General features: G+C 72.7%; 15 protein-coding genes. 8 read left to right on the top strand and 7 right to left on the bottom strand.

The window, feature by feature from the left end:
- Positions 1-434: 434 nt before the first annotated feature.
- Complete coding sequence (locus OG331_RS45675; RefSeq protein WP_406210761.1) at positions 435-1,760, top strand: MFS transporter; 1,326 nt, start codon at positions 435-437, stop codon at positions 1,758-1,760.
- Here OG331_RS45675 and arsM read toward each other — a convergent pair.
- Positions 1,684-2,442 (bottom strand): arsenite methyltransferase, encoded by a 759-nt coding sequence (gene arsM / locus OG331_RS45670; RefSeq protein WP_406208650.1) that lies wholly within the window; start codon positions 2,440-2,442, stop codon positions 1,684-1,686. The genes OG331_RS45675 and arsM overlap by 77 nt on opposite strands.
- 105 nt (positions 2,443-2,547) lie before the next feature.
- On the opposite strand from arsM, the gene OG331_RS45665 reads away from it, so the two are divergent.
- The 3 genes from OG331_RS45665 to OG331_RS45655 are packed head-to-tail and all read left to right on the top strand — an operon-like array spanning position 2,548 to position 4,097.
- On the top strand, positions 2,548-2,925 hold the full coding sequence (locus tag OG331_RS45665) for an ArsR/SmtB family transcription factor (RefSeq protein WP_406208647.1): 378 nt from the start codon (positions 2,548-2,550) through the stop codon (positions 2,923-2,925).
- Complete coding sequence (locus OG331_RS45660; protein WP_406208645.1) at positions 2,922-3,659, top strand: aquaporin; 738 nt, start codon at positions 2,922-2,924, stop codon at positions 3,657-3,659. The genes OG331_RS45665 and OG331_RS45660 overlap by 4 nt, the downstream gene beginning before the upstream one ends.
- Positions 3,660-3,683: 24 nt before the next feature.
- The gene (locus OG331_RS45655; protein ID WP_406208643.1) at positions 3,684-4,097 is read left to right on the top strand and encodes an arsenate reductase ArsC; all 414 of its coding nucleotides are present in this window, start codon (positions 3,684-3,686) and stop codon (positions 4,095-4,097) included.
- Between the two features lie 19 nt (positions 4,098-4,116).
- Here OG331_RS45655 and OG331_RS45650 read toward each other — a convergent pair whose 3' ends face one another.
- From OG331_RS45650 to OG331_RS45640, 3 genes are all read right to left on the bottom strand, one after another.
- Positions 4,117-5,484 carry a HEAT repeat domain-containing protein gene (locus OG331_RS45650; protein WP_406208640.1) on the bottom strand — a complete coding sequence of 456 codons (1,368 nt, stop codon included), beginning with the start codon at positions 5,482-5,484 and terminating at the stop codon, positions 4,117-4,119.
- Between the two features lie 155 nt (positions 5,485-5,639).
- Positions 5,640-6,131 (bottom strand): SRPBCC family protein, encoded by a 492-nt coding sequence (locus OG331_RS45645; RefSeq protein ID WP_406208637.1) that lies wholly within the window; start codon positions 6,129-6,131, stop codon positions 5,640-5,642.
- Entirely contained in the window at positions 6,128-6,514 is a 387-nt protein-coding gene (locus OG331_RS45640; RefSeq protein ID WP_406208634.1) for a metalloregulator ArsR/SmtB family transcription factor, read from the bottom strand. Before OG331_RS45640 ends, OG331_RS45645 begins: the two co-directional genes overlap by 4 nt.
- 183 nt (positions 6,515-6,697) lie before the next feature.
- Between OG331_RS45640 and OG331_RS45635 the strand changes: the two genes are divergently transcribed.
- Both OG331_RS45635 and OG331_RS45630 read left to right on the top strand, forming a co-directional pair.
- Positions 6,698-7,498 (top strand): DUF899 domain-containing protein, encoded by an 801-nt coding sequence (locus OG331_RS45635; protein WP_406208631.1) that lies wholly within the window; start codon positions 6,698-6,700, stop codon positions 7,496-7,498.
- Between the two features lie 69 nt (positions 7,499-7,567).
- Entirely contained in the window at positions 7,568-8,758 is a 1,191-nt protein-coding gene (locus OG331_RS45630) for an MFS transporter (protein WP_406208629.1), read from the top strand.
- 89 nt (positions 8,759-8,847) lie between these two features.
- Here the strand turns inward: OG331_RS45630 and OG331_RS45625 are convergent, their stop codons facing one another.
- Together OG331_RS45625 and OG331_RS45620 are read right to left on the bottom strand one after the other, a co-directional pair.
- Positions 8,848-9,846 (bottom strand): alpha/beta fold hydrolase, encoded by a 999-nt coding sequence (locus OG331_RS45625; RefSeq protein WP_406208626.1) that lies wholly within the window; start codon positions 9,844-9,846, stop codon positions 8,848-8,850.
- Positions 9,847-10,082: 236 nt separating this feature from the next.
- Positions 10,083-10,985, bottom strand: coding sequence for an arginase family protein (locus tag OG331_RS45620; RefSeq protein ID WP_406208623.1), 903 nt, complete (start codon positions 10,983-10,985; stop codon positions 10,083-10,085).
- A gap of 327 nt (positions 10,986-11,312) precedes the next feature.
- Here OG331_RS45620 and OG331_RS45615 point away from each other — a divergent pair, with 327 nt between their 5' ends.
- Positions 11,313-12,815, top strand: a complete 1,503-nt coding sequence (locus OG331_RS45615; RefSeq protein ID WP_406208620.1) for a metallophosphoesterase family protein — start codon at positions 11,313-11,315, stop codon at positions 12,813-12,815.
- Positions 12,816-12,907: 92 nt separating this feature from the next.
- The gene (locus tag OG331_RS45610) at positions 12,908-13,972 is read left to right on the top strand and encodes an LLM class flavin-dependent oxidoreductase (RefSeq protein ID WP_406208617.1); all 1,065 of its coding nucleotides are present in this window, start codon (positions 12,908-12,910) and stop codon (positions 13,970-13,972) included.
- Here the strand turns inward: OG331_RS45610 and OG331_RS45605 are convergent.
- Positions 13,917-26,111 (bottom strand): amino acid adenylation domain-containing protein, encoded by a 12,195-nt coding sequence (locus OG331_RS45605; RefSeq protein WP_406208614.1) that lies wholly within the window; start codon positions 26,109-26,111, stop codon positions 13,917-13,919. The two genes, OG331_RS45610 and OG331_RS45605, sit on opposite strands and share 56 nt — an antisense overlap.
- Positions 26,112-26,206: the final 95 nt, after the last annotated feature.

Below are 26,206 nucleotides of genomic sequence, written 5' to 3'. Positions count from 1 at the left end.
GGCACGCATCCGTGACAACGACATCGGGGCCCGGCAGGCCGCGCGAGCCGACGGCGGCCGAATGGCCGAACCAGGGCTCGCGTCGGGCGTGTTGCCGGCCGGCCGGTACATCGCCGGGTCGAGGGCGGGGCGGGCTTTCGCGTCGGGCCGCCGAGGGCTAGGGTCCGGGTGCGGCGAGTGAGTCACGAGGAGCTGAGACATGGTCGGTCTTCCCGGCGCGCGTTGACGTTGTAGGCCGTTTCCGGCCTGTCATCGCGTGCTGCCCTTGATGTTGCGGCACAGCGAGCTTTCCTCTGCCTGAACCGTCGGCGCACCTGTGGTGCGCCGGGTGACGGCCTCGTTGTCGGCAACCCAAGGGATCCCCCGTGCCGTCCGTTTCCTCTCCCGCATCCGATTCCGGCGTATCCGATTCCGGTCGCCCTGCTCCGTCGAGCCTGTGGCGGAATCCCGACTTCCGCAGACTTTGGCTGGGTCAGACAGCCTCCCAACTCGGTGAACACGCAAGTCTGGTGGTTCTGCCGCTCTTCGCCGTCCTGACGCTCCACGCCAGTGCGGGCCAGTTGGGCGCCCTGCGTGCGGTGGGGCAGGCGCCGATCCTGTTGCTCTCGCTCTTCGCCGGCGCGTGGGTGGACAGGTGGCGGACGCGCACGACCATGGTGCTCACGGACGTCGGCCGGGCGCTGGCCCTGGGCGCCGCCGCCCTGGCCGGGCTCTTCGGCCGGCTCGGCCCGCCCGGCCTGCTTGCGCTCGCCTTCGCCGTCGGGGCGCTGTCCGTGTTCTTCGACGTGGCCTACCAGGCGTCTCTCGTACGACTGGTGGAACGCGACCAACTGGTGCGAGGCAACAGCGCGCTCGAGGGCAGCCGGTCCGCGGCGCAGATCGGCGGTCCCGCGCTCGGCGGTGCGTTGGTGTCGCTGCTGTCGGCGCCGATTGCCGCCGCCTCCAGCGCGCTGTTCTTCGCGCTGTCGTTCCTGTCGATCCGGCGGATCCGCCGACCCGAATCGCTCCCCGACCGCCCGGAACACCCACACCCCCCTCGGGTCTGGCGGCGGATTCATGAGGGCCTGCGCTTCGTCGCCCGGAGTACCGCACTTCGGACCGTCTGCCTTGCCTCGGCCGCCTTCCAGTTCTCCTTCGCGGCCGTGATGACCGTCTATTTGCTCTTCCTGCCGCGGGAACTGCACCTTTCGGGCACCGTCGTGGGGCTGGCGCTCGCGGCGGTGGGACCGGGTGCGCTGCTGGGCTCACTGCTGGCCGCGCGTCTGCCGGGCCGGTTCGGTCATGGTGCGGTGCTCGTGGGAGCGGCGGCACTCGGCGACGGCGTGTTCTTGTGGGTGCCCGCGCTGCACGGCTCGTCCGCCGCAACGGTCGCCGCTCTCCTGGCGGTCGGCTTCGTGTTCGGGTTGGGCGGCCAGTTGGTGAACGTCACGGTCATGGCCGTCCGGCAGGCCGTCACTCCGGACGGGATGCAGGGCCGCGCGGCCGCGACGATCACGTTCGTCGGCGGAGGGCTGACCCCGCTCGGTTCCCTGCTCGGCGGATTCCTCGCGGAGGAGTGGGGGCTGCGCACAAGTCTCCTGGTGACGGCGGCAGGCATGCTGCTGTCCCCGGTGATCATGGCACTGTCCCCACTCGCACTCCTGGGACGCGAGCTTCCGGCCGGGCGCGACGCGCTGCGGGAACCTACTGCGCCGGTGCGGGCTTGGTGGCGTGGACGATGGCGGAGTGCATGCCGTCGGCGACCGGGTGGGTCGGGGTGATCTCGACGTCCGTGAAGCCCGCGGTCTCCAGTCCCTGCCGGTATTCGGCGAACGACAGGGCGCCGGCGATGCAGCCGGCGTAGTCGCCGCGCTCGGCCCGCTGCTTCGGGGTGAGGGTGTCGTCGGCGACGACGTCGGAGACGCCGATGCGGCCGCCGGGCCTGAGGACGCGGAAGGTCTCGGCGAAGACGGCGGGCTTGTCGACGGACAGGTTGATCACGCAGTTGGAGATCACCACGTCGATGGTGTCCGCGGGCAGCGGGATCGACTCGATGGTGCCCTTGAGGAACTCGACGTTGGTCGCGCCTGCCTTCCGGGCGTTGCCGAGCGCGAGTTGGAGCATCTCGTCGGTCATGTCCAGCCCGTACGCCTTGCCGGTCGGGCCGACGCGGCGGGCGGAGAGCAGGACGTCGATGCCGCCGCCCGAGCCGAGGTCGAGGACGCGGTCGCCCTCACGGAGCTCGGCGACGGCCGTGGGGTTGCCGCAGCCGAGGGAGGCGGCCACCGCTTCGGCGGGCAGGGCGTCTCGTTCGTCGGCGGCGTAGAGGGTCGAGCCGAAGTTCTCGTCGACCTCGACGGGCTGCGGCCCGCAACAGGCGGTGCCGCCCTCGCTGACCTGGACGGCGGCTGCGGCGTATCGCATGCGGACGGTTTCACGCAGGTCAGTGGACTGCTCGGTCATGTCTGACTCCTCGGTGGCGGGGCACGGTCGCGCCCCGGAGCGGCTTGTATTGATGTTCTTTGATGCAAGCTTGCGCCTTGGATCGAAAAACGTCAACATAGAGGCATGTCGAAACAAGAGCTCGCGGTGATCGGCCAGGACACGGACGGCGACTGCTGCGGCCGGCTGGCGTCCGCACCGCTGGACGACGAGCGGGCGGCGGAGCTGGCCAAGGTGTTCAAAGCGCTCGGGGACCCGGTCCGGCTGCGCCTGCTGTCGATGATCGCCTCCCGGGAGGGCGGCGAGGTCTGCGTCTGCGAGATGACACCCGCCTTCGACCTGTCCCAGCCGACGATCTCCCACCACCTGAAGCTGCTGCGCCAGGCGGGTCTGATCGACTGCGAACGCCGTGGCACGTGGGTGTACTACTGGGTGCTGCCGGGCGCGCTGGACAGGCTGGCCGGATTCCTCACCACCCCGCAGGCCGGTCAGGTGCCCGCATGACTGCCTCGCTCGGCCGCCGCACCGCCGCGGAGGCACTCGGGACCGGGCTGCTGGTCACCGTCGTCGTCGGCTCCGGGATCCAGGCCACCGCGCTGTCACCCGACATCGGCGTGCAACTGCTCGCCAACTCCCTGGCCACCGTGTTCGGTCTGGCCGTGCTGATCACGCTGCTCGGACCCGTCTCCGGCGCGCACTTCAACCCGGCCGTCACGTTGGCCGCCTGGTTCACGGGCCGCCGCGCCGGCACCGGGCCGTCCCCACGAGAGGTCGCCGCGTACGTCCCCGCACAGGTGGCCGGGGCGATCGGCGGGGCGATCCTGGCCGACGCAATGTTCGCGAGGCCCCTGGTGCGGTTCTCCACGCATGAGCGATTCGCCGGTCACCTGTGGCTGGGCGAAGTCGTCGCCACGGCCGGGCTGATCCTCCTCGTGCTGGGCCTGGGACGCATCGGCCGTGTCTCGGTGACCCCGGCGGCCGTGGCCGCGTACATCGGGGCCGCGTACTGGTTCACCTCGTCCACGTCGTTCGCGAATCCCGCGGTGACCGTGGGACGTGCCTTCACCGACACCTTCGCCGGGATCGCCCCCACCTCGGTGGCCCCGTTCGTCGCCGCCCAACTGGTCGGCGCCGCACTGGGACTGGGTGCCGTCGCAGTGGTGTACGGCCGCCACCCCGCCCGGGCCCGCAATGCTGCCGCCGCCTCGCACAGCGAGCGCGAACTCTCCCCCTCCTGAGCCCCTCCTCCTGCAAGGACCCCCATGAGCACCCTCACCCCGCGCCCCTCCGTGCTGTTCGTCTGCGTTCACAACGCCGGCCGCTCCCAGATGGCCGCCGCCTTCCTCACCCACCTCGCGGGCGAGCGGATCGAGGTTCGCTCCGCCGGATCGGCGCCCGCGGAGCAGGTGAACCCCGCGGTCGTCGAGGCGATGGCAGAGGTCGGGATCGACATCACCGCGCAGACCCCGAAGATCCTCACCGTCGAGGCCGTACAGGCCTCCGACGTGGTGATCACCATGGGGTGCGGTGACGCCTGTCCCGTCTTCCCCGGCAAGAGCTATCTCGACTGGCAGCTCGACGACCCCGCCGGGCAGGGCGTCGAGGCCGTTCGCCCGATCCGCGACGCGATCGAGGAACGGGTCCACGGGCTGATCTCGGCGGTGCTGTCCGCCTGACCCGGGTTCACCGGGGCCGTCACTGCGAGGTGGGCGTCGGAGGGTGGTCCCGTTCCCACTGCCAGGTCCACAACGCGGAGAGGCGGTGGTCGTGCTCGTAACCGGGGCGGAAGAGCGAGCCGACGCGCTTGATCGCCACCTCGGTGCGCGCGTCGCCCCACCGGAGAAGGCCGTAGGCCGCGTTGAGCCGCGTCGTGAACTCGTCCTCGTCGAGGAGGGCCGCGAGGGCGTCGGCGACTGCCGCAGCGCTGTCCCTACAGTGCGCGACGGCTTCCGCGGCGGCGCCCCGCACAGCGGCCACCGGATCGCGCAGCAGCGCGACGAGGGCGTCCGTGACCTCGCGGCTGCCGTCCTGCGCCGCAGCGAGCGCCCGGCCGGCCTGATCACGCACGCCCCAGTCCTCGTCCCCGGCAAGGACCAGCAGTGCCGCCCGGGCTTGCGGGCTCCAACCAGGCGAGGGCGCTCCCCAGCGGAGCAGCAGGTCGGGAACCCGGGCGCGGACACGGGGGTCCGGGTGATCGGCGTGCCGCAGTCCGACGGCTTCCAATTCCTGGTGCTCCGTCTCGCCGAGGACGCGGAGCACCTCGGCGAGGGTCTCGGCGTCCTCCTCACCCTCGGCGGTCCATGCGACGAGCAGGTCCGCCGACTCCTTCTCGTAGGAGTTCCGCCAGCTCCCGTGCCCCATCACGTACCAGAAGATCACGTCGACGACGAACCTGCGGTGGTGCGGATCCGGACTGTGCCGATGCGCCGTGACGGCCTCCCACGTCTGCTTGCTACGGCGTTCGCTGAGGACCCACCGTACGGACGCCCAGGCGACATGGTCCGGATCGCGCGGTGCCACCGCCCTGGCCACCAACTCGTCCACGGGCGTCAGGATGCGGAAGGCCCACTCCAGGTTCGTGAGGATCGCGCTGTGCCCGGCGCGGACCGTGCGACCGCCGAGGGTCAGCTGCTCCACGTGGTCGTACTCGTCGTCCAGCACCCGGACCCGGCGGGCCGGGCCGGACGCGCCCGTCCTGCGCCGGAGTTCGCCCTCCGCACCCGGCCCGAGTCGGCGCCGGGACAGGGCCAGCAGCTGCTCCCGTTCCGCCTCGGGCAGGCGAAGTCGCGGCTCCCGGCCCAGGACGGCTTCCACCATCGCCGGTGAACCGCCCTCGACCGCCCGGACCAGCGGAGTCGTTCCGTCCGGCAGCACCCGGTCCGGATCCGCGCCGCCCTCGACCAGCGCCTGCGCGACGCCGGCGTCGAAAGCAGTGAACGCGAGGCACAGCACCGGCAGCCCGTCATCCGTGACCGTGTCCGGGGCGGCTCCCGACTCCAGCAGCGCCCGCACGGCCTCTGCGTCCCCGCGCCGCACCGCCGCGACGAGTTCCGTACCGTCCAAGTTTGCGCTGTCCCCCGCCTCGCACCGACCCCCCGGGCCTGTCCTGCTGTCCGATCAGCAGGCAAGACCGGCCCAGGCGAGGGTAGTTCCGCCGTTCCTGGGCCGCGACCGGATTTACGCAGCGCTCCCGTCCCCGCCTCCGCCCCCGCTGCCGGCTACTTCAGGGACTCGAAGTAGGCCTTCTGCGCCGGGTAGTACTGCTCGAATTCGGGCTGGGGCCCGCCCGTGCGGCTGACGGTGAGCATGTCCAGGTAGTACTCCCAGCCCGGGCCGGTCTCGCCGAGCTGTTCGGTGGAGGTGAGGTGGTGGATCAGCCGAAGCTCGGTGGTGCCGTCGGCCTCGGCCAGGACCAGCTCCAGGGACCAGGAGCCGACGGCGTCATCCGTCATGACGGCGAGTCGGTGCGGTGGTTCACAGGCCTCGATCCGCATCGGGTACCAGGGTGCCGACTCCTCGAACACCAGCTGCACCTCGACGGTCCGGCCGGGTCCGGCCTCGCCGCGCCAGGGGCCGAACCAGCGGGCGGTGCGCTCCGGTTCGGTGACACTCGCCCAGACGTCGTCGACGGGGGCACGGTAGGTGCGGGTGAGGATCAGGTCGTACCCCGTCGGGGTGGGTACGAGCTGCCCGGTGGGTTCAGGGTTCATGCCGTGTCCTCCTGGTGCGCGGTTCGCGGGGTGTCGGCGGGGGTCGAACGGGTGCGGTCCCGGCGCGTCCGGTGGACCTCGGTCTCCAGCGCCGCGAGACGCTGCGACCAGTCGGACCGCTGGGTGTCGAACTGGGCGAGCCAGGCAGTGAGAGGCCCCAGCCGGGAGCGGTCGAGCGAATAGCGCCGATGACGTCCGGCCTGCTCGTCCCGGACGAGGCCGCTCTCGCGCAGCACGCGCAGATGGCGGCTCACCGCCGGCCGGCTGATGGAGAACCCGGCGGCGATCTCGCCCGCCGTCAGCGGAGCGTGTCGCAACATGACCAGGATCTCCCGGCGCACGGGATCGGCGATCGCGTCAGCCACGTCCGTCAGTTCGTCCACGGAGAAAGCGTAACCCATCGGTTACGCATTCGCGCGGGCAGGACTGGGGGTCGGGTGGACCGATGGAGGACCCACGAGGTGCGTAGCGGGCCCGACCGCGGATATGCGTCACCGGTGAGGCAGGAGCAAGCTGGTCGTGTGCCCGCTTCGTCCGCCGGCACCTGATGTGTGGGGAGAACTCGTATGACATCGATGGCGAACCTGCCGGAGGTGGTGTCGCGCGAGGAGTGGGTCGCCGCCCGTAGGGAGCTGTTGGCCAAGGAGAAGGAGCTCACGCGGGCCCGCGACCGGGTCAACGCCGAGCGGCGACGGCTGCCGATGGTGCGCGTCGACAAGCCGTACACCTTCGAGGGGCCGGACGGGCAGGTCGGCCTGCTCGATCTGTTCGAGGGGCGGCCCCAGCTCGTCATGCACCATTTCATGTGGACCTACGACATCGACGCGGACGGCACCGAGCACCCCCGCGACACGGGCTGTTCGAGCTGTTCCTCCGCGGCCGACCAGTTCCCCGCCAGGCTGCGGCAGCTGCACGTCCGTAACACAACGCTGGCTGCGGTGAGCCGGGCGCCGTACGCGAAGCTCGCCGCGTACCGCGAGCGGATGGGGTGGACGTTCCCCTGGTATTCGTCCGCCGGCAGCGACTTCAACTACGACTTCCACTCCACCGTCGACGAGCGGGTCGCACCGGTCGAGGTCGACCAGCGCACCGAGGCCGAGCTGGCCGAGGTCGGAATGACCTGGTCGGAGGCCATGCGCGGCGACTACCCGGGGATCAGCGCGTTCCTGCGCGTCGGGGACGGCGTCTTCCACACGTACTCCACGTTCGGGCGCGGCATCGAGGAGTTCCACAACGGCTACCCGCACCTCGACCTCACCGCGCTCGGCCGCCAGGAGGTGTGGGAGGAGCCGAAGGGCCGCGCGGAGCCGCTCGGAATGCAGGTCGGCGGGCCCGGTTTGCGGCTGCCCGACGAGTACGACGCCTGACGTCGACGCGACATGCCGGGCGCCGCCCGACGGTCCATCCGTCAGGCGCGCGGGGTTACCGTCGGCGGCATGGACGGTGATCGCCAAGGGTGGCTCGCGTGTGTGCTCAGCGGGGCGGTGTTCGCCGTGTGCATGGCCGGCACCACGCTGCCGACTCCGCTGTACGGCCACTACCAGGAGAAGTTCGGCTTCTCCGAGCTGACGGTCACCGTCGTCTACGCCGTGTACGCCTTCGGCGTCATCGGCGTGCTGCTGCTGGCGGGCAATGCCTCGGACACCGTGGGCAGGCGTCCGGTGATTCTGACGGGACTGGGGTTCGCGGCCGCGAGTGCCGTCTGCTTCCTGTGCGCCACGGGGCTGGGCTGGCTGTACGCGGGGCGACTGCTGTCGGGGCTGTCCGCCGGTCTGCTCACCGGGGCCGCGACGGCGTACGTGATGGAGCTGGCCCCGCAAGGCGGCGCCTCCCGGGCCACCTTCATCGCGACCGCCGCCAACATGGGCGGGCTGGGCTGCGGTCCGCTGCTCGCCGGAGTGCTGGCGCAGTACGCTCCGTGGCCGCTGTACCTGCCGTTCGTCGTGCACCTCGCGCTCGTGGCGTGCGCGGTCGCCGTGCTGGCGTGGCTTCCGGAGACCGTACGGGAGCGGCGGTCGCTGCGTACCGTACGGCCGCAACGGCCCAGCCTGCCCGCGCAGGTGCGGGCGGTGTTCGCGCCGGCGGCGATCGCCTCGTTCGCGGGTTTCGCGCTGTTCGGGGTGTTCACGGCGGTCAGCCCGGCGTTCCTGGCCGAGTCCCTCCACGAACGCAATCACGCCGTCAGCGGGCTGGTCGTCGCGCTGGCCTTCTTCGCCTCGACCGCCGGGCAACTGGCCGTCGGCCCGGTCGGGGTGGGGCGATCGCTGCCGCTGGGCTGCGCCGTGCTCATCGGCGGCCTGGCGCTGCTCGCGGGCGCACTGTGGTGGGACCTGCTGTGGCTGGTCGTACTGAGCGCGATCGTCGGCGGGGCCGGGCAGGGGCTGTTGTTCCGCGGGGCACTGTCCGCGATCGCCGCGGCGTCTCCGGCGGAGCAGCGGGCGGCGGTGATCTCGACGCTGTTCGTGGTGGCCTACACGGGCATCTCGGTTCCGGTGATCGGCGTGGGCGTCCTGACGGAACTGATGGGGTTGGAGGGCGCGGGCCTGGTGTTCATCGCCTGCATGACCGTCCTGGTCTCGAGCGCGGCGGCCTATGTGCTGCGGCGGCCGGTTCCGGTGGGGACCTGAGCCTGTGCGGGCGGGATGCACCGCACAGGTCCGTGCCGGTCCGTGCCGGTCCGTGCCGGTCCGTGTTGGTCCGTGTTGGTCCGTGGCAGCTACGCGCTTTCCGGGGACGGCAGGGATGCGAGCCATCCGGTCAGCAGTTCGTTGGTCTCCTTGGGGCGTTCCTGCTGGATCCAGTGGCCGCAGCCGTCGAGGACATGTGAGGAGCGCAGGCCGGGCAGGGTCGCGGGGAAGGCCTTGATCGCGTCGGCCAGCCATGTCGTCGAGGCGTCCAGCGCGCCGCCGAGGAACAGCGAGGGCTGGGGGATGGGGGCGCCGGTGTGGTCGGCCAGATCGGCCCAGTCGCGGTCCATGTTGCGGTAGCGGTTCAGGGCACCGGTCATGCCGGTCCGTTCGAACTCTCCCGCGTAGACGTCCAGGTCCGACTCGTCGAGCCAGGAGGGCAGTCGGCCGGCGGGGAACCTGTCCCGCAGGGTGCCGCCGGGGCCGACGAAGTGCGGGTCCGGGGCGTCGGGGGCCGGCCGGGTGTCGGCGGACAGTGCGGCGTAGAAGCCCGCGAGCCAGCCTCGTACGTCCGGCTCGATCTCGGCCTCGGCCCGGCCGGGCTGCTGGAAGTAGGAGACGTAGAACTCGTCCGGGCCGCCCATCTGCGCGAAGACCTCGCTCGGCTTCGGACCGCCGGGCGGGGTGTAGGGCACGCTCAGCAGCCCGACCGCGCGGAACACGTCGGGCCGCAGCAGCGCGGAGCTCGCGGCGATGGTCGCGCCCCAGTCGTGCCCCACGATCACCGCGGACCGCTCGCCGAGGGCCTCCACCACGGCGACGTTGTCCTCCACCAGCTCCAGCATCCGGTACGAGTCCACCGCCTCAGGCCTGGACGAGCGACCGTAGCCACGCACGTCCATGGCGACCGCGCGGTATCCGGCCGCTGCCAGCGCCGGCAGCTGGTGGCGCCACGAGTACCAGGACTCCGGGAAGCCGTGCACGAGGAGGACCAGCGGACCTGTCCCCTGTTCCACGAGATGGAGCCTTCCGGCGGGAGCGGGTACCAGGCGGTGTGTGGCGTCCGTTGTCTGGGCGGGGTGCGACATGGCTCCTCCGGAAGTGCCGATCGGTGGGCGCCGGGCACCGCCTCCTCGGGAGGCAGGACGAGGCTCGGCGCATCGTGCCGCCATCGTGGGGGCGCACGCCCGGGCGTCGCGAACCTCGTTGCCGGTTCGGCAACATCGGCGCTCCGGCGTCCCGTGCAGGCGTGCGGCGTCCACATCACACCTCCCCTTGCCGGGCACGGGAGTTGACCGGTCTCCGGCATGCGTCGGCGGCCCGCTCAGTCCTGCGGCCCCCGATCCGTCCGTGCCGACAGTCCCCGGCGCAGGCACTCGGCCAGCCGGGTGGCGATGGTGCCGTCGGGGTCGAGGCGAGGGTTGAAGATCGTGACGTCGAGGCCTACGGCTCGCGGGTCGCCCAGTGCCGTACGCAGCACGCTCTCCAGCTCTTCCCAGGTCAGCCCGCCGGGAAGGTGGTAGTCCACCGCCGGCATGATCGCGTCGTCCAGGACGTCGACGTCGAGGTGGACCCAGAACCCGGTGCTCGCGCCGGCGGTGAGCCGGTCGACCGCACCGCGCGCTGCCGTGGCGGCGCCGGCGGCGCGCACGCCGTCGAGGTCGATCGCGTGCAGCTCGGGTGGCAGCGGCTGCATGCCGGCCCGGGCCGACTCGTCGGCGTCGCGGAAACCGAGGGCCACGACGTCCTCGTCGCGCAGCAGGGGGCCGCGGCCTTCGAGGTCGGTGAGCAGCCGGGGGCCGCGGCCCGTGGCCAGGGCGAGGTCCATCGAGGCCGCCTCGCCGTACGGCTCGGCCGAGGGCTGGTAGAAGTCGGTGTGGCCGTCGAGGAACAGCAGGCCGTGGCGTCCGCGGCGGCGCAGGGCGAGGAGGTTGCCGAGCAGGATGCTGCAGTCTCCGCCGAGCACGACGGGGAAACGGCCGTGGCCGAGGACGTCTCCGACCGCGTCGGCCAGTCGGGCGGAGTACTCCGCGATGGCCTGGGGGTTGAGGACTCCGGTGACGGGGTCCCGCGTCGGGTCGTAGGCGGGCGGTTCGACGCGGCCGGTCCGTACCGCATCGAGACCGTTCAGCAGGCCGGCGTCGAGCAGCGCCGTCGGCAGCTCCTGGACCCCGGACGGCCGCAGGCCGAGGACGGACGGTGCCTCGATGATCGCGAGCTCCTGCATGTCCGGCCCTTCCGTCACTGCCTGCCGTCGCTCTCCGCCACTCCATCTCTGCCACATCCGGTGGACGGCCACCACTTGTGGTCCGCCAGTGCGGGGAACTCCGGAGCCCGTGGCGCGCCGGCTTCCCGGCAGGCATTCCAGAGCGCGGCTTCGGCCGAAACTCGCCGCAGTCCGACCGGAGTTGACCCCAGGTTGAGGGCTCCTGCCCACACCCCGCGCCCCGACCGGGAACCGTACGCCCGCACGTAGTGACCCGGGAGCGCGGCGACGCGCCGGGTCCGCGCTCCCCCCTCTCGTCCTTCTCTAGATCATTGTTACGGTGCACGGGTGTCTGAATCCTCACGCGATACCGCCGAAGGCGCCGGCTGGGGCGCCCCCGAACTCGGCACGTACAAGCGGTTGATGCCGCCCAGGGTCGAGAAGATCTCCTGGCTCGACCCCAAGATGCTGTGGGCCGCCCGCAACGGCGTGCTGGCGTCCTGGTTCGGGGACCCCACGGGCCGCACCCGCAGCCGTTGGGTGGCGCAGCGGACGGCTGCCGGCGCGCCCGCCGACAAGGTGATCCGGCGCGACGACCCCGACCGGTTCTCGTTCCTCGTCATCGGCGACACCGGCGAGGGCGACGATCCCCAATACGCCGTCGTGCCCGGCTTTCTGAAGACGGGTCAGGACACCCGGTTCGCGGTTCTCGCCAGTGATGTGATCTATCCGGTCGGCAGTGCCGACGACTACGGCACCAAGTTCTTCCGGCCGTACCAGGACTACCGGGCACCCATCTACGCGATACCGGGCAACCACGACTGGTACGAGGACCTCGGCGCGTTCATGCGCGTCTTCTGCGACGACGCCCCGCCCCTCGCGCCGGAGCCCACGCCGCGTCCGCTGAGCCGGGCCCGGCTGCGGTCACTGCTGTGGCACCGCCCGCGCAAGGGTGACGGCCACCATCTCGCGGACGCAAGGAAGTTGAGGTCGGCGGAGGTCCAACAGGCCGTCCAGCCGGGGCCGTACTGGGCGATCGACGCCGGTCCGGTGCGGATCATAGGCATCGACACCGGACTCCTCGGCACCATCGACGCCGAACAGGGCGCGTGGCTGCGCGAGGTGTCCAAGGACCCCCGCCCGAAGATCCTCATCACCGGATCGCCGTTGTACGTGGACGGCGAACACCATCCCTGCACGATCGAGGGCGGCGGGACCGTCGACGAGATCGTCCGTGACCCGGCCCACCGCTATGTCGCGGCGATCGGCGGTGACATCCACAACTACCAGCGCTATCCGGTCCAGGTGGACGGCCGCACGATCCAGTACGTGGTCGCGGGCGGCGGCGGTGCGTTCATGCACGCCACCCACACCATCCCGCGGGTCGACGTCGCGAACGTCACCGAGAAGGAGTTCCGCTGCTATCCGCTGCGCGGGGACTCCCTGGCCTTCTACAGCAAGCTGTACGGCCGCAGGCTGCGACTGCGTCGCTTCTTCACCGTCACCGAGGCGGAGGCCGCCGCGGTCGTCGCCGAGCGCCTGGGCATCCCGCTGACCCGAGCCCAGCAGACCACGACCCGCATCACCTGGCGCACCCGTCTGGTCGCCAGTCTGCTCGGGGCCGGCCGCCGTCCGGACCGCACCGCCCGGTTCCGCCTGCCCGTGCGCAAGATCTACACGCAGCTGTTCTCACCGAGCTCGGCGACCTACAGCCCGCCGTTCTTCAAGTGCTTCCTACGCCTGGACGTCACGCCGGAGACCGTCCGGCTGCGCTGCTACGCCGCGACCGGCAACCGTGCGCAGGAGGTGGACCCCCCGGTCGAGGACGAGGTCACGATCCCCTTGCACTGATCGCAGGCGGCGGGAACACCGCGGGCGTTGATCGAGTTGGCAGTGCCGTACGCCATTGAAGGTTCAATGAAGCTTCCATGATGGAGGGGCTCATGCCGTCGACCTCACGCCCGCTGCGCAAGCTGGGCTTCCTCACCATCGGGCTGTTCGACGAGGCGGATCCGCGCCGCGGCCACGAGTCCACGCTGGAGATCATCGAGCTGGGCGAACGGCTCGGCTTCGACAGCGCATGGCTGCGCCACCGCCATCTCCAGTACGGCATCTCCTCCCCCGTCGCCGTCCTGGCGGCGGCCTCGCAGCGCACCAGCCGCATCGAACTCGGCACCGCGGTCATCCCGCTCGGCTGGGAGAACCCGCTGCGCCTTGCGGAGGATCTGGCGACCGTCGACCTCCTTTCGGGCGGCCGCCTCAACCCGGGCGTGAGCGTGGGCCCACCGATGCACTACGACCGGGTCAAGGAGGCCCTCTACCCCGACACGGCCGACGCCGAGGACTTCGGGTACGAGCGGGTGCGACGGCTGCTGGACTTCGTGCGGGGCGAGCCGGCCACGGACTTCAGCGGGGTCGAGGGCTTTGAAGCCGCGCGGCGGCAGCCGCACATCGAATACAGCTCGGACCGCGTCCAGCCGCAGTCCCCCGGCCTGGGTGGCCGGATGTGGTACGGCGGCGGCAGCCTGCGTTCCGCCCAGTGGGCCGGGGAGCACGGGATGAACTTCCTGACGAGCAGCGTCGTCAAGGCGGAGGGCCCCGAGGACACGGCGGCGGCACCGGACTTCGCGCAGATCCAGCTCGCCCACATCCGCGCCTTCCGCTCCCATCATCCCGACGGCGAGAACGCCCGTGTCTCCCAGGGCCTCGTCGTCATCCCCACCGACTCCGCCACGCCGAAGCAGATTGCGAAGTACGAGGAGTACGTGGCCGAGCGGACCCCGCGGACCAAGTCACCGCAGGGTCCGGCGCGGCTGCTGTTCGCGCCGGACCTGGTCGGCAGTTCGCAGGAGATCGCCGAACGCCTCCACGCCCACGCCGCGTTCCGCGAGGTGGACGAGGTGGCGTTCGCGCTGCCCTTCACCTTCGAGCACGAGGACTATGTGCAGATCCTCACCGACCTCGCCGGCCGGCTCGGGCCGGCGCTGGGGTGGCGCCCGGGACGATGACCCGGTCGAGCAGGTGCAGCGGGGCGGGCCGGATCCCGGCGGCCTCGGCCGCCTCCCAGTGAGCGAGGGCGCGGGGCAGGTCGACGAGGCCGTGGGTCAATGGCAGTTCGCTCTGCGGCCGGCCGGAAGCCCTGAGGTGGGCGTGGAGCAGTGACTCCAGTCGGCACGAGGCCATGGTTGCCGGAATCCGGGACCGCAGGGCGAAGCCGGCGCTCGCCACGGCCGGCAGGTCCTGGCTGAGCCGGGTCCGGGTCGAGTCGAGGGCCAGCAGGCCGCCGCCGATGACCAGCACGTCCTGCTCCCGGCTCATCCGGTCCAGTGCCCTCCCGGTGTCGAAGCAGTGCGGGAAGGAGTCGTCGACCACGATCGTGCCGGGGCGGAGCCGGTCGACGTCCAGCAGGGTCGACGCGCCGCTGACGGCGGTGACGATCACGTCGGCCCCGTAGACCTCCGCGGGCAGCGTCGGCCCCGACTCCACGACCTGCACGAGCATCGCCGGAGGCGGATACGCGGATGCCAGGTCCGCTGCCAGCCGTTCGAGTCGCGGGGTGCTGCCGGGCAGGTCGCACAGCAGCAGCCGGGCCGGTGGACCGGATGCCGTCGCGAGCAGCAGTCGTAGGGACGAGGTGCCGATCGAGCCGCATCCGACGACGGCGAGGGAGAGATCGTCGAGGCGACGGTCGGTCGCCGCGAGCGCGGCGTGAACGGTCTTGACCACGGCGACGGTCGTCGACGCATGTCCGGTGGTGATCTCCGCTCTGGTCGTGGTCTCCCGCAGGACGTCGTAGCCGTAGCCGGTGAGCGACGGGATCATGCCCGCGAGCGAGACGCAGCGGGCGCCGAGTGAGGCGGCGTGTTCGACGGCGCGGGCGGTGCGGGCCGCCAGGTCGCCGGCCGGGGCCAGCTCGTCGGCGAAGAGCGGAAGGGCGACGAAGCCGGAGTTCCCCAGCGGGGTGCCGGTCTCCTCCAGCAGGCGGGGCCGGCCGTCCGGGAACAGGAGCGCCCGGATCTCCTCGCGCCCGAGGCCGGGGCTGTCGTACGGCAGTCCGGCGAGGGCGGCGAGGTGGTGGGGCGCGGGCAGGTAGCCGACGAGCGCGGCGTCGAGGTGGGGGCGCCGCCGGTGGCCCTCGCGTGCGGGGGCGGGATCGGCATCCCTGAGCGCCGCCCGCAGTTGCCTCCGCATCTCCTCGGCGACCCCGGTGACTTCGTCCGAGGTCAGGGCCGCCGCCGGAGCCCGCACGGTGATGCGCAGGCCTGCACCGTCCGCCAACGGCCGCACGGCGACGAACACATCGGTGCCCACCGGCGGAGGGGCGAGGGAGGTGTCGGACTCGTCCGCGTGCAGGGTCAGGCCGGCCCGGACCTCCTCGGAGCCGAGGGAAGTGAAGTCGAGGAAGGTGAAGAAGAACTGGGCGTGGCACGGCAGTCCGGCCGCCGTGCGTACGTCGCTGGGGCCTTCGGCCCTGGCCAGGTCCGCCTCCGCGGCAAGACGCCGCAAGTCGTCGGCAAAGCCCGGCCGGTCCTCTCCAGAGCTTCCGGGAAGGGCCGGGCGCAGCGCCACCGCTTCCGCGAACGGGCCGAACAGCCGGTGTGCGTCCGGGGTGGATTCCTCGCGTCCGGTCACGGCGAGGCCGAGCATCAGGTCGTGCTGTCCGGTGAGTTCGGCCAGGGCGCGGTAGTACGCGGTGAGCAGCGGTGCGTACAGGGTGCGGTGTGCCGCTCGGGCGAGTCGGCGCAGTCCGCCGGTCGTGGCGGCGTCCAGGGTGAAGCCCGTGGTGTGGAAGGCCGGTTGGGACTCAGGGGTCTCCCGGGTGGTCCGTCGGCGCAGCACGGGGGGCGTGTAGGGCGCGCGGAGGCGGGTGCGGTAGTCCTGGGCCTCGGGTCCGTCCGGTTGCGGGCGGGCGGTGGACAGGGCTACGTGGTCGCGGAAGGTGCCGTCGAGCGGCGGCAGGCCGTGCGGGAGACCGCGGTCGAGGCGGTCGTACGCGGTGAGCAGTTCCCTGGCGAGGAGCGCAGCGCTGAAGCCGTCGCCGATGAGGTGGTGTGCGTGCACGACGAGCACGTGCTCGCCGGGTGCCACGGTGAAGAGCCGCAGCCGCAGCAACGGCCAGGCCCAGGGCTCCAGTCGGCGTCCGGCCTCCTCGGCGATCCGCCGCTCCAGCAGGTCGGGGTGCGCGAGGGTCTCCGTCTCCACGGGCAGGCGCAACGAGTCCGGCAGCTCCTGCTGAACCGGCGGACGGGCGCCCGCGGGGAAGACGGTCCGCAGCATCGGATGCCGGGCGACCAGCACGTCGACGGCGCGCTGGAGGACGTCATGGCGCAGCGGCCCGCGCACCCGGAACCGGGCGAGCCAGCCGGAGCCCGCCCCCGGGTCGATGGTCTCGGCGAGCAGGAATCCGCGCTGGGACGGCGTGAGGGGATAGGGGCCGGCGAGCTGCGGGGGCGCGGAGTCCGGAGTCGAGTCGGGCGACGGCCCGGGGACGGGAGTGTCGGCTGCGGCATCGAGAGCCGCCGCGAGTGCGCTCAGCGTGCGGTGGGTGTAGACCGTCGTCGGCCGTGGGACCGCGGGGAGTTGCTCGCGCAGGCGGGCGAAGAGTTCCAGCACCATGATGGAGTCACCGCCGAGTTCGAAGAAGTCGTCCTCGCGGGTCACCTCCGGAACGTCCAGCAGGGCAGACCAGATGCGCGCAACGGTGTGCTCGGTCGCAGTGGCGGGTGGGGCTCCGGGCTCCCCACCCTGATCGGCGCTGACGCCGGAAGCATCCGTGCTCGTCGTCCCCTTGCTCTCGCACGCCAGCCGGTTGCGGTCGACCTTGCCGGTGCCGGTCAGGGGCATCAGCGGGAGCGTGCGGATGCGTCCGGGCAGCATGTACGGCGGCAGGACGCGGGACAGGAAGGCGCGTACCTCGCGCGCGTCCGGCTCGGCCGTGCCGGACCGGGGTTCGAGGTACGCCACCAGGCGTCCGTCGATCAGCAGCACGGCGGCGCGGGCGATGTCCGGGTGGGCGAGCAGCGCGGCCTCGACCTCGCCGAGTTCCACACGGTGGCCGCGGACCTTGACCTGGTCGTCGAGGCGGCCGAGGAACTCCAGTACCCCGTCCGCGGCCCGGCGGACCCGGTCGCCGCTGCGGTACCAGCGGCGACCGTCGCGCTCGACGAAGGCCCGCGCGGTGAGCTGCGGCTCGCCGAGGTATCCGGCTGTCAGACCTGTTCCGGCGATGAGCAGTTCACCGGCCTCGCCGGGGGCGCATGGACGCCCGTCCTCGGTGACGACGGCCAGTTCGGTCCCGGCGACCGGCCGGCCGATGGGCAACTGGCGTACGTCGTCGGCCGGTCGGGCGTCGATGACGTGGCAGGTGGCGTTGATGGTGGACTCGGTGGGCCCGTACAGGTTGGAGATCCTGTGCTCCGGTCCCCCGCAGCCGTCGAGCAGGTCGAACCAGCGGCGTACGTGTGCCGCGGGCAGCGCCTCGCCGCCGACGTGGACCCAGCGCAGTGCCGACAGGTCCGGGGGCGTCCCGTCCTGCCTGGCGCGGATCTCGGCGGCGGTCAGCAGCCGCTCCCACAGTGTCGGGACCGAACTCCACACCGTGATCCGGTCGTTGACGATCCGGTCCAGCAGGGCTTCCGGGTCTCGGAGGAAGTCGCGGGTGAGGGTGTGGACGGTGGCGCCCACCAGCAGCGGTGCCAGCAACTGGCGTACGGAGGCGTCGAAGCAGGCGGACGCCGTCTGCACGAGGCGGTCTCCGGGGCGGTATCCGAAGGTGGCCAGTGACCAGTCGAGGTAGTTGAGCATGGACCGGTGGGTGATCGGGACGGCCTTGGGACGGCCCGTGGAACCCGACGTGAAGATCACGTAGGCGACGGCGTCCGGGTCGGCGGGCGGCGGCTCGTTCGGAGACTGCTCGGCCGGGGGCTGTTCGTCGGCGGCCACCGGTGTGATGCCGTCCAGCGCGGCGACGGCTTCCCGCGTCGCGCCGTGGCAGACCACTGCGCCGACCCCGGTGCGTTTCACCTGGTCCCGCAGCCGCGCCACGGGATGGGTCGCGTCCATCGGCACCCAGCCGGCGCCCGCACGCAGGATGCCCACGACGCCGACGAGCGTGTCCGGGCCCGGCTCGGTGAGCAGGCCGACCAGGTCGCCGGGGCGTACGCCACTCGCTCGCAGCCGGTCCGCGAGGGCGCCGGTGGCGGCGTCGAGTCCGGCGTAGGTGAGCGTGGTACGGCCGGTGTCCACCGCGACGGCTCGCGGTGTCGCCCGGAACTGCGCACACAGTCGGCCGACGATCCCGGCGTCGCTGTCGTGCCGCTGCGCGGGGATCAACTGACCGGCCGCGGCCCGCAGTTCCTCCAGGTACTCCCCCGCGAGGCGTTCGACGCTCTCGCGTCGGAAGAGCTGCGCGGGGTGGTTCCAGGAGAGGCGCAGGGTCTCGTCCGACTCCCAGCACAGCAGGCCGAGCCTGGTCGCGGCGGAGGCGGTGGCCGCAGCGGTCGGGGTCACGGTGACCGGCCAGTCCTGGCCGTGGCTCACCGGGAAACGGGCGAAGCTGAACCCGGCCGGGGCGACCGTGCGCGGAGCGGGGCCGGTGGTGGGCAGCAGCGCGGCGATGTCGGGGCTGGCGAGCGTCGCGTGGGACTCCGCCTCCCGCCAGATCCGCTGCAACCGCCGGGCCAGTACGGTCACGGGCTCGGCCGGGTCGACGGCGGCGAACACGGGCAGGGTGTCGGCGAGCGGGCCCACGAGACGGTCGATCCCGGGCAGGGCTGCCTCGCGGCGGGCACGCGCCACGTTCACGGCGACGGCCCCCTGTCCGCTCCAGCGGGCGAGGCAGCGGCCGTACACCGCGAGGAGCAGATGGAAGAGGGAGACCTCGTGGCGGGCGGCCACCTCCCGCAGCGCCGCCGTGAGTGAGGCGTCAACGGTGGTCTGGTGGTGGGTGAGCGGCGGCGCCGGGAGTGCCTCCGGGTCGCCGTCGTAGGGCAGGGTCATGGACGCGGCCGTCGCGCTGTGCTCTGCGATGCGGTCACTCCAGTACTGCCGGTCCCGGGTGAAGGCCGGGGACTGGCGGTCGGCGGTGACCAGGGCTGCGTAGTCGGCGAACTCGGCGCGTGGGGCGGGGAGTTCAAGGGGACGGTCGTGGGCGAGCGCGGTGTAGAGCGACCACAGCTCCTCGCACAGGACCTTGAGGCTGAAGCCGTCCGCGGCGCTGTGGTGCACGACCAGCAGAAGGTGGGCGAGGTGCTCGTCCCTGCGATCGCGAACCAGGACGGCACGCGCCGGATCCTCGGCGGTCAGGTCGAACGGGCGGTTGTACAGCCGCTGTTCGAGGTCGGACAGGGACGGCACGGTGTCGTCCGGCTCGTGCACCTCGTACCAGCGGGGTGCCCGGTCCGTGGGCTCGGCGGTCGCGGTGTACTGGCGGGGCGGTGAACCGTCTCCCGTGATCCGCAGACGCACCATGGGGTGGCGGGCGGCGAGTTGGGCGAGGGCTCGGCCGAGGAGGGCTGGGTCGAGGGGGCCGCGGACGGTCTGGCGGATGTAGCCGTAGGAGGTGATGCCCTCGTACAACTCCTCGGTGGTGAGGAAGGCGCGCTGGAGGGGGGTGAGCGGGTACGGGCCGTTGTCGTGGGCGCGGTTCACGGTGGCGGGCGCATGGGAGGCTTGCGGGTTCTGTGCGCTGAGGTGGGCGGCCAGTTCGCCGACCGTCCGGTACTCGAAGAGCAGGGTTGCGGGCAGGGGGAGCCCGAGTTCCCTCTCCAGGCGACGGGCGAGGTCGACGGCGGTCAGTGAGTCCAGTCCGAGGCTGAGGAACTGCTCGTCGTCGCCGATGTCCTCCGGGGCGCGGTGCAAGGCCTCGGCCAGCAGGCCGCGTATCAGGTCGGCGGTGCGGCCAGGGTCTGCTACGGCGGGGGCGTTGGCCGACGACGAAGGCGCGGCGCCAGGCGAGGCTACGGCCGGTGACGGGCGGGTCGCGGCCGGCGGGCGGCCCGGAGCGGCGGCCACGGGCGTCGGCGTGGGGCTCACCAGCACGTGCGCGGCACCGGTCGCGACGGCCGTCCGCAGTCCTGCGATCGCGGCCCGCGTGGTCATGGGACGCAGCCCGCGGGCGCGCAGCCGTGCCTCGGCCGGTGACCCGGCGGCCAGTCCCGCGTCCGCCACCGGCCCGAACCCGACCGCCAGCCAGGGCCGGCCCGCCGTGCGCTCGGCGGCGGCGAAGGCGTCGAGGAAGGCGTTGGCGGCCGCGTAGTCGCCGAGCGCGCCCGCCAGGCCGGGCAGTACCGAGGAGACCGAGGAGAAGGCGACGCGTACGGCCGGCTCCTGGCCGTGCCGACGCAGCGCCTCGGCGAGCAGCAGCGTGCCGCGCACCTTCGCGGCGAGCGTCTGCTCGATCTCCGCGTCGGTCTTGGTGCGGAGGGTGCCGGGCCGAACCGTACCGGCGGCGTGGAACACCCCGTCCAGCGGCGGCAGTGTGGCGAACAGCGCGTCGACGTCGGCCTCGTCGGAGACATCCGCCGCCTGGTACCGGGCCCGGGCGCCGCGGGCACGGAGATCGGCGAGCAGTTCGTCGGGGACGGTCCGGGAGCGTCCGGTCAGGATCAGTTCGTCTGCGCCGCGCGCCGCGAGGTCGCGTGCGAGGGCGGAACCGAGCCCTCCCGCGCCCCCGGTGATCAGGTACGCACCGTCCGGTGGCAGGTCCTCGTGCGCCGCCGATACGTCCGCCACCTGGGCCGGCGTACGGCCGAGCCTGCGCCCGGAGCGCCAGGCGACCGTGCCCTCGGCGCCGGGCTCGTGGGCCGAGTACAGCTCACGTTCCAGGGCATCGACCTGCGCGTCGAGCGGGTCGCGGGACGACAGGTCGACGCTGCGGGCGGCGAGTCCTGGGTGTTCCTCCGGGAGTGCGAGGGCCAAACCGTGCAGGAGTGACTGCGTCGGGCGCGCCGACTCCTGCGAGATGCCGGTGACGTACGCGTCCTCGGTGGCCACCAGGAGGCGGGAACAGTCGGGGGAGAGCAGGTCGAGTACCTGGCGCAAGGAGGAAATGGCGGGGTCCGGGGTCTGCGGGCCTCCGTCGCCGGCGCCCGCCTCTTCTCCCAGCAACACCAGGACATCCGCCGACGTCCCGGTCGGCCCGGGGGACCTCAGTACGGTCACTCCACGGTCGGTGAGCCTCTCGGCGAGGGCCCGGCCGAGTGCCCGGTCGGCGCCGATCAGCCGCACGGCGCGGGGCCCGGCCGCGGGCGTGAGCGGTGCGTCCCTCCAGTCGAGGCGCCGCACCACAGCAGCCTCGTCGGGCTTGCCCGGCCAGAAGCGGCTGCGCTGGAAGGGATACGTCGGGACCGGCACCGCGGGACGGTCGCCGGCCCGGGCCGTCCGGTCCAGAGCCGCACGATCCAGGGCAGCACCGCGCGTCCACAGTCGGCCTGCCGTCTCCAGCAGCGCCCCCGCACCGGAGGGGTCCGCGTCACGGTCCGGGACGGAGGGAATTCCTGTCGTCGACACCGAGACGTCCGAGACGCCCTGCGCCCTCGCGACGGCGCGGACTGCCCCGCCCAGGGTGTTCCCCGGGCCGAGCTCGACGAAGGTGTCGTACCCCTCCTCCAGAAGCCTCGCCACGGCGGCACCGAACCGCACCGGCCGGACGGCATGCGCCTGCCAGTAGGCGGGCGTGAGGTCGGGCCGCCAGTCGCCGGTGACCGTGCTCAGCATCGGTACGGCCGCCGGCTTGACCGTCAGCGTCTTGGCGGCGTCCCCCAGTGGATCGAGGACCGGCTCCAACAACGGTGAGTGGAAGGCGTGGGAGACACGGAGCCGGCGTGCGGCCACGCCCCGGCTCTTCAGTTCCGCGAGGGCACGGTCGACGGCGTCCTCGGCACCCGAAATCACCACCTGCCCGGGCCCGTTGACGGCGGCGACGCTCAGCGAACCGGCGGACGCGGAGACCAGCCCGGCGACGGTGTCCTCGTCGCACCTGACCGCGGCCATGGCTCCCGGCCGGGCCCGTTCGCCGACCAGCCGCCCGCGCTCCGCGGCGAACCCCACCGCCTCGTCCAGAGTGAGCGACCCGGCGACACACGCCGCCGCGATCTCCCCCACGCTGTGCCCGGCCACCGCGTCGGCCGACAGACCCCACTCCGCCAACTGACGGGCCAGGCCCACCCCGAACGCGACGAGCAGCGGCTGGGCGACCTCCGTCCTGGCCAGCTCCTCGGGATCCATACGGGGGTCGAGGCACCACTCGGCGAGGGAGCGCCCGCGTATGGGCCCCGTCAGCGAGGAGGCCTCGTCCAGGACGTCCCGGAACACCGGAGACGTTCGGTACAGGGTGCGTCCTTGACCGGGCCGCTGTGCCCCCTGGCCCGGGAGGAGGAACGCCGTCCGAGGGCGGGACCGGGCGACCGTGAAGTCCGCTGCGCGGGCCGCGTCGAGGCGTTCCGCGAGGTCGCCGTCCGCGACCATGGCGAGACGGTGGGGACCGTCGTCGCGCGCGGAGTTCACGGCGGCGCAGACGTCCGCCTCGTGCAGGTCCGGGTTCGTGCGCACATGGGCGGCCAGTTCGGTGGCTGCCGCGCGCAGGGCGTCGTCGCTGCGGGCCGACAGCGTGAGCAGGTGCGGCCCGTCGGCGGCGGGACTCGCGGAGGTTGTCCGCCGAGGTGCCTCCTCAAGGACGGCGTGGGCGTTGGTGCCGCCGAAGCCGAAGGCGTTGACGCCCGCGATCAGGGGCCCCGTCCCTTGGGCCCGCAATTCCCGTTGCTCGGTGACGAGTTCAAAGCCGGGTGCGACGCGTTGCAGGTACGGCGCGGCCGGAATGGTGTTCGGGGTGGGCGGGACCTGCCGGTGCTGGAGCGCCAGGACCGTCTTGACCAGGCCCGGCATGCCCGCGGCGTTGAGCAGGTGCCCGATGTTCGCCTTGACCGAGCCGAGCAGCCGGGGCACCCCGTCCGCGCGGGGCGGGAACGCATGCCCGAGCGACTGTGCCTCGACGGGATCGCCGACCGGAGTGCCGGTTCCGTGCGCCTCGACGTACGACACCGCTGCGGGGTCGATGCCGCACTCGCCGTACGCCTGTGTGATGACCTCGCGCTGGGTGCGCGGGTTGGGGGCGAGCAGGCTCAGCGACCGGCCGTCGTTGTTGACCGCAGTGCCGCGCACGAGGGCGAGGACCGGATCTCCCGACCGCTGCGCGTCGTCCAGGCGGGCGAGGACGAGGGCCGCTCCGCCCTCCCCGGGCACGATTCCGTCCGCGGTGGCACCGAAGGGGCGGCTACCGCCCGTCGGGGAGAGCGCACCGGCGCGTTCGAGCAGTCGGTGGCCGGTTGGGGTGAGGGCGAGTTGGACGCCCCCGACGACGGCGATGTCGCACTCGCCGCTCTGGAGGCTGCGGCGGGCCAAGTGGAGTGCCACGAGCGCCGAGGAGCAGGCGGTGTCCACTGCCAGGGCGGGGCCGTCGAGGTCGAGTGCCTGGGACAGGCGGGCGGCGATCAGGTTGGGCAGGTTGCCGGTGAGCGCGCCGGCGTGGGCTGCCAGGTCGCCGTCGGTGGCGGCGGCCAGGATCTCGCGGTAGCCGCTGTCGCCGACCGCGGCGAACACGCCGACCTTGCGGCCGGTCCGCCGCGGCCCCGCGTAGCCCGCGCGCTCCAGGGCCTCGTGGGCCAGTTCCAGGAAGACCCGGGCCTGCGGATCGGTGGCACGGGCCTCCTCGTCGTCCATGCCGAAGTAGGCGGCGTCGAAGGCGGCGGGGTCGGGGAGGAAGGAGCCGGAGAAGCGCGGAGCAGCGCCGGGGGCCTTCTCGGACCCGTCGCCTCGGCCCTCGCCGTCTTCGCCGTCCTTGCTGTCCTCGCCGTCCTCGCCGTCCTCGCCGTCCTCGTAGTTGCCTCGGCCCTCGCGGCCCTCTTGCTTTCCTCGGCCCTCGCCCTCCCAGCGGTCCTCGGGGACGGCGGTCACCGTGTCCCGACCGGACGCGAGCAGTTCCCAGAAGGCCTCGGGCGTGTCCGCACCGGGGAAGCGGCAGGCCATGCCGAGCACCGCCACCGGGGGGTTTCGCGCAGGGTCCCCGACCGGCCGGATGCCCGGCCCCTCGCCGGCCGGCTGCACCGCCCCTCTGCCGTCTGCGCTCGCCCCCGCTCCGGCATCTGACGCACCGTCACGCTCTGTCGGCTGGGCCAGCACATGCCCAGTCAGGCCGGCCACGGTGTCATGGTCGCGCAGCAGGCGAGGTTCCACCGTGACGGAGAAGGCGTCCTCGATTCCGGCGAGCACGGCCATCGCCTTGAGGGAGGAGCCTCCGAGGGCGAAGAAGCGGTCGTTCCGGTCGATCGCCGCCGGCGACAGCTCCAGCGTCCGTGCCCAGATCCCCCGGATCACGTCCTCGACGTCACGCCGCGAGCGCGGCACAGCACCGTTCTGCGGACCGCGCTCCTGGTCCCGAGCCTCATCCACCGAGGCCCGGCCCGCATGAAGGGCGACGCCGCGCGCCGCCGACAACCGTCCCTCGACCTCCGCATAGGCACCCGCCTCGAACCGCTCGCGCATCACGGCGCGCCGCAGCTTGCCGCTCGTCGTCCGGGGAAACGCCCCCGGCGGCAGCGGCAACACCCGTACGTCGTCGTGGCCCAGCGCCTCCCGGACCCGGGCCGCCGCCGCGTCGAGCACGGGAAGGGCCTCGGCCAAGGCGGGCCGAGCCCACTGCACGAACACCACGACCCGGTCGGCTCCGGTGGACGGATCGGTGGACCCGATCGCCGCCACCGTCCCGCCGGGCAGTCCCGGAGTGGCGGCGGCGGTCTCCTCCAGATCGGGGGCGTGGAAAGTACGGCCGCCCACGAAGACGACGTCCTTGTGGCGACCGGTGACACACAGTCGGCCCTCGTTCAGGAAGCCGAGGTCACCCGTCCGCAGCCACCCGCCGTCGAACGCGGCCGCGCTCGCCTCGGACGCCCGGTGATAGCCGCGAGCCAGCTGAGGCCCGCGTACCTCGATGTGACCGATACGCCGGTCGCCGAACCGCTCGCCGGAATCGTCGGTGACACGGACCTCGCAGTCCGGGACGGGACGGCCCACGTCCATCAGCTCGACAGCGTCCGGGCCGGGTTCCCCGGGAACGGCCCGGCCACGGCTGAGTGCCGCCCGGTCCAGTCGCAGGGGCACGGCGGTCTCGCCGAGCGGAGGCACGGTCACCGCGAGCGTGGCCTCGGCGAGCCCGTACACCGGGAGCATGGCCCTGGCGTCCAGTCGTGCCGTCCCCGCCTTCGCGGTGAACTCCCGCCATACGCGCGGGGCGATCGGCTCCGCGCCGACGAGCATCAGGCGTACGGAGCTCAGGTCCAGTCCGGCCCAGGTACGGTCCGGCACCCGCCGTGCCGCCAGCGCCAGCGCGAAGTTCGCCGCCGACAGCAGAGTCGCCCGATGCCGGGCCGTCGCCTCCAGCCAGAGGACCGGGCGCTTGGCGAAGGTCAGCGGTTCCAGGCGCACCTGCTTCAGGCGGCCCGCCACGGGGACGAGGTGGGTGCCGATCAGTCCCATGTCGTGGAAGTACGGCATCCAGCTCGCCACCACGTCGTCCGGTGTGATCGCCATGGCGGTACGGATCTGGCGGAGGTTCGCGAGAACGGCCTCGTGGGTGAGTTCCACGCCCTTCGGGGCGCCCGTGCTGCCTGAGGAGAACTGGAGGAACGCGAGGTCCTGTGGGCGGCGCCGGGGCAGTGAGCGCAGCGGGCCGGCCTTGCGCAGCTCACCCAGGCGCAGCGCGTTCACCGGTCCCGGAATCTCGGCGAGCAGCGCCTCCGTGGTCTCGTCCACGACGACGGCGGGCCTGCCGAGGAACTCCCGCACCGGCCCCACCCGACGCGCCTCCGGAGCGAGCGGCACCGGCACGAGGCCCGCCGCCAACGCTCCCCAGAACATCGGCTGGAAGTCCTCGCCGAGACCCGCGAGGAGCGGCACGGGCGTGCCGGGCTCCAGTCCCGCCGCGTGCAGTCCACCTGCCACGCGCAGCGCGTCGTCGCGGAGCTCGGCGAACGTGACCGTGCGTTCGCTGCCGTCTCCGCGGACGTGGACGACGACCTGCCCGGGTGCCTCCTCGGTGGCGTCCAGCAGTACGTCGAGGAGTGTGTCGGCGGTAGGGCGCCCGGGAGTCGGCATGCGCTTCCTTCCTCATCGCACGGGACAGGCCCGCGGACGTGCCCGCCGGGGTCCGGTACCCGCGCAGAGCGTTGTCGATCATTCACCTGTACGAC

The organism is Streptomyces sp. NBC_01017 (assembly GCF_045162795.1).
In the GTDB taxonomy this organism is placed as follows: domain Bacteria; phylum Actinomycetota; class Actinomycetes; order Streptomycetales; family Streptomycetaceae; genus Streptomyces; species Streptomyces machairae.
The sequence above is the reverse complement of the archived record's forward strand: the minus strand, read 5'-3'. Positions and strand labels throughout refer to the sequence as shown.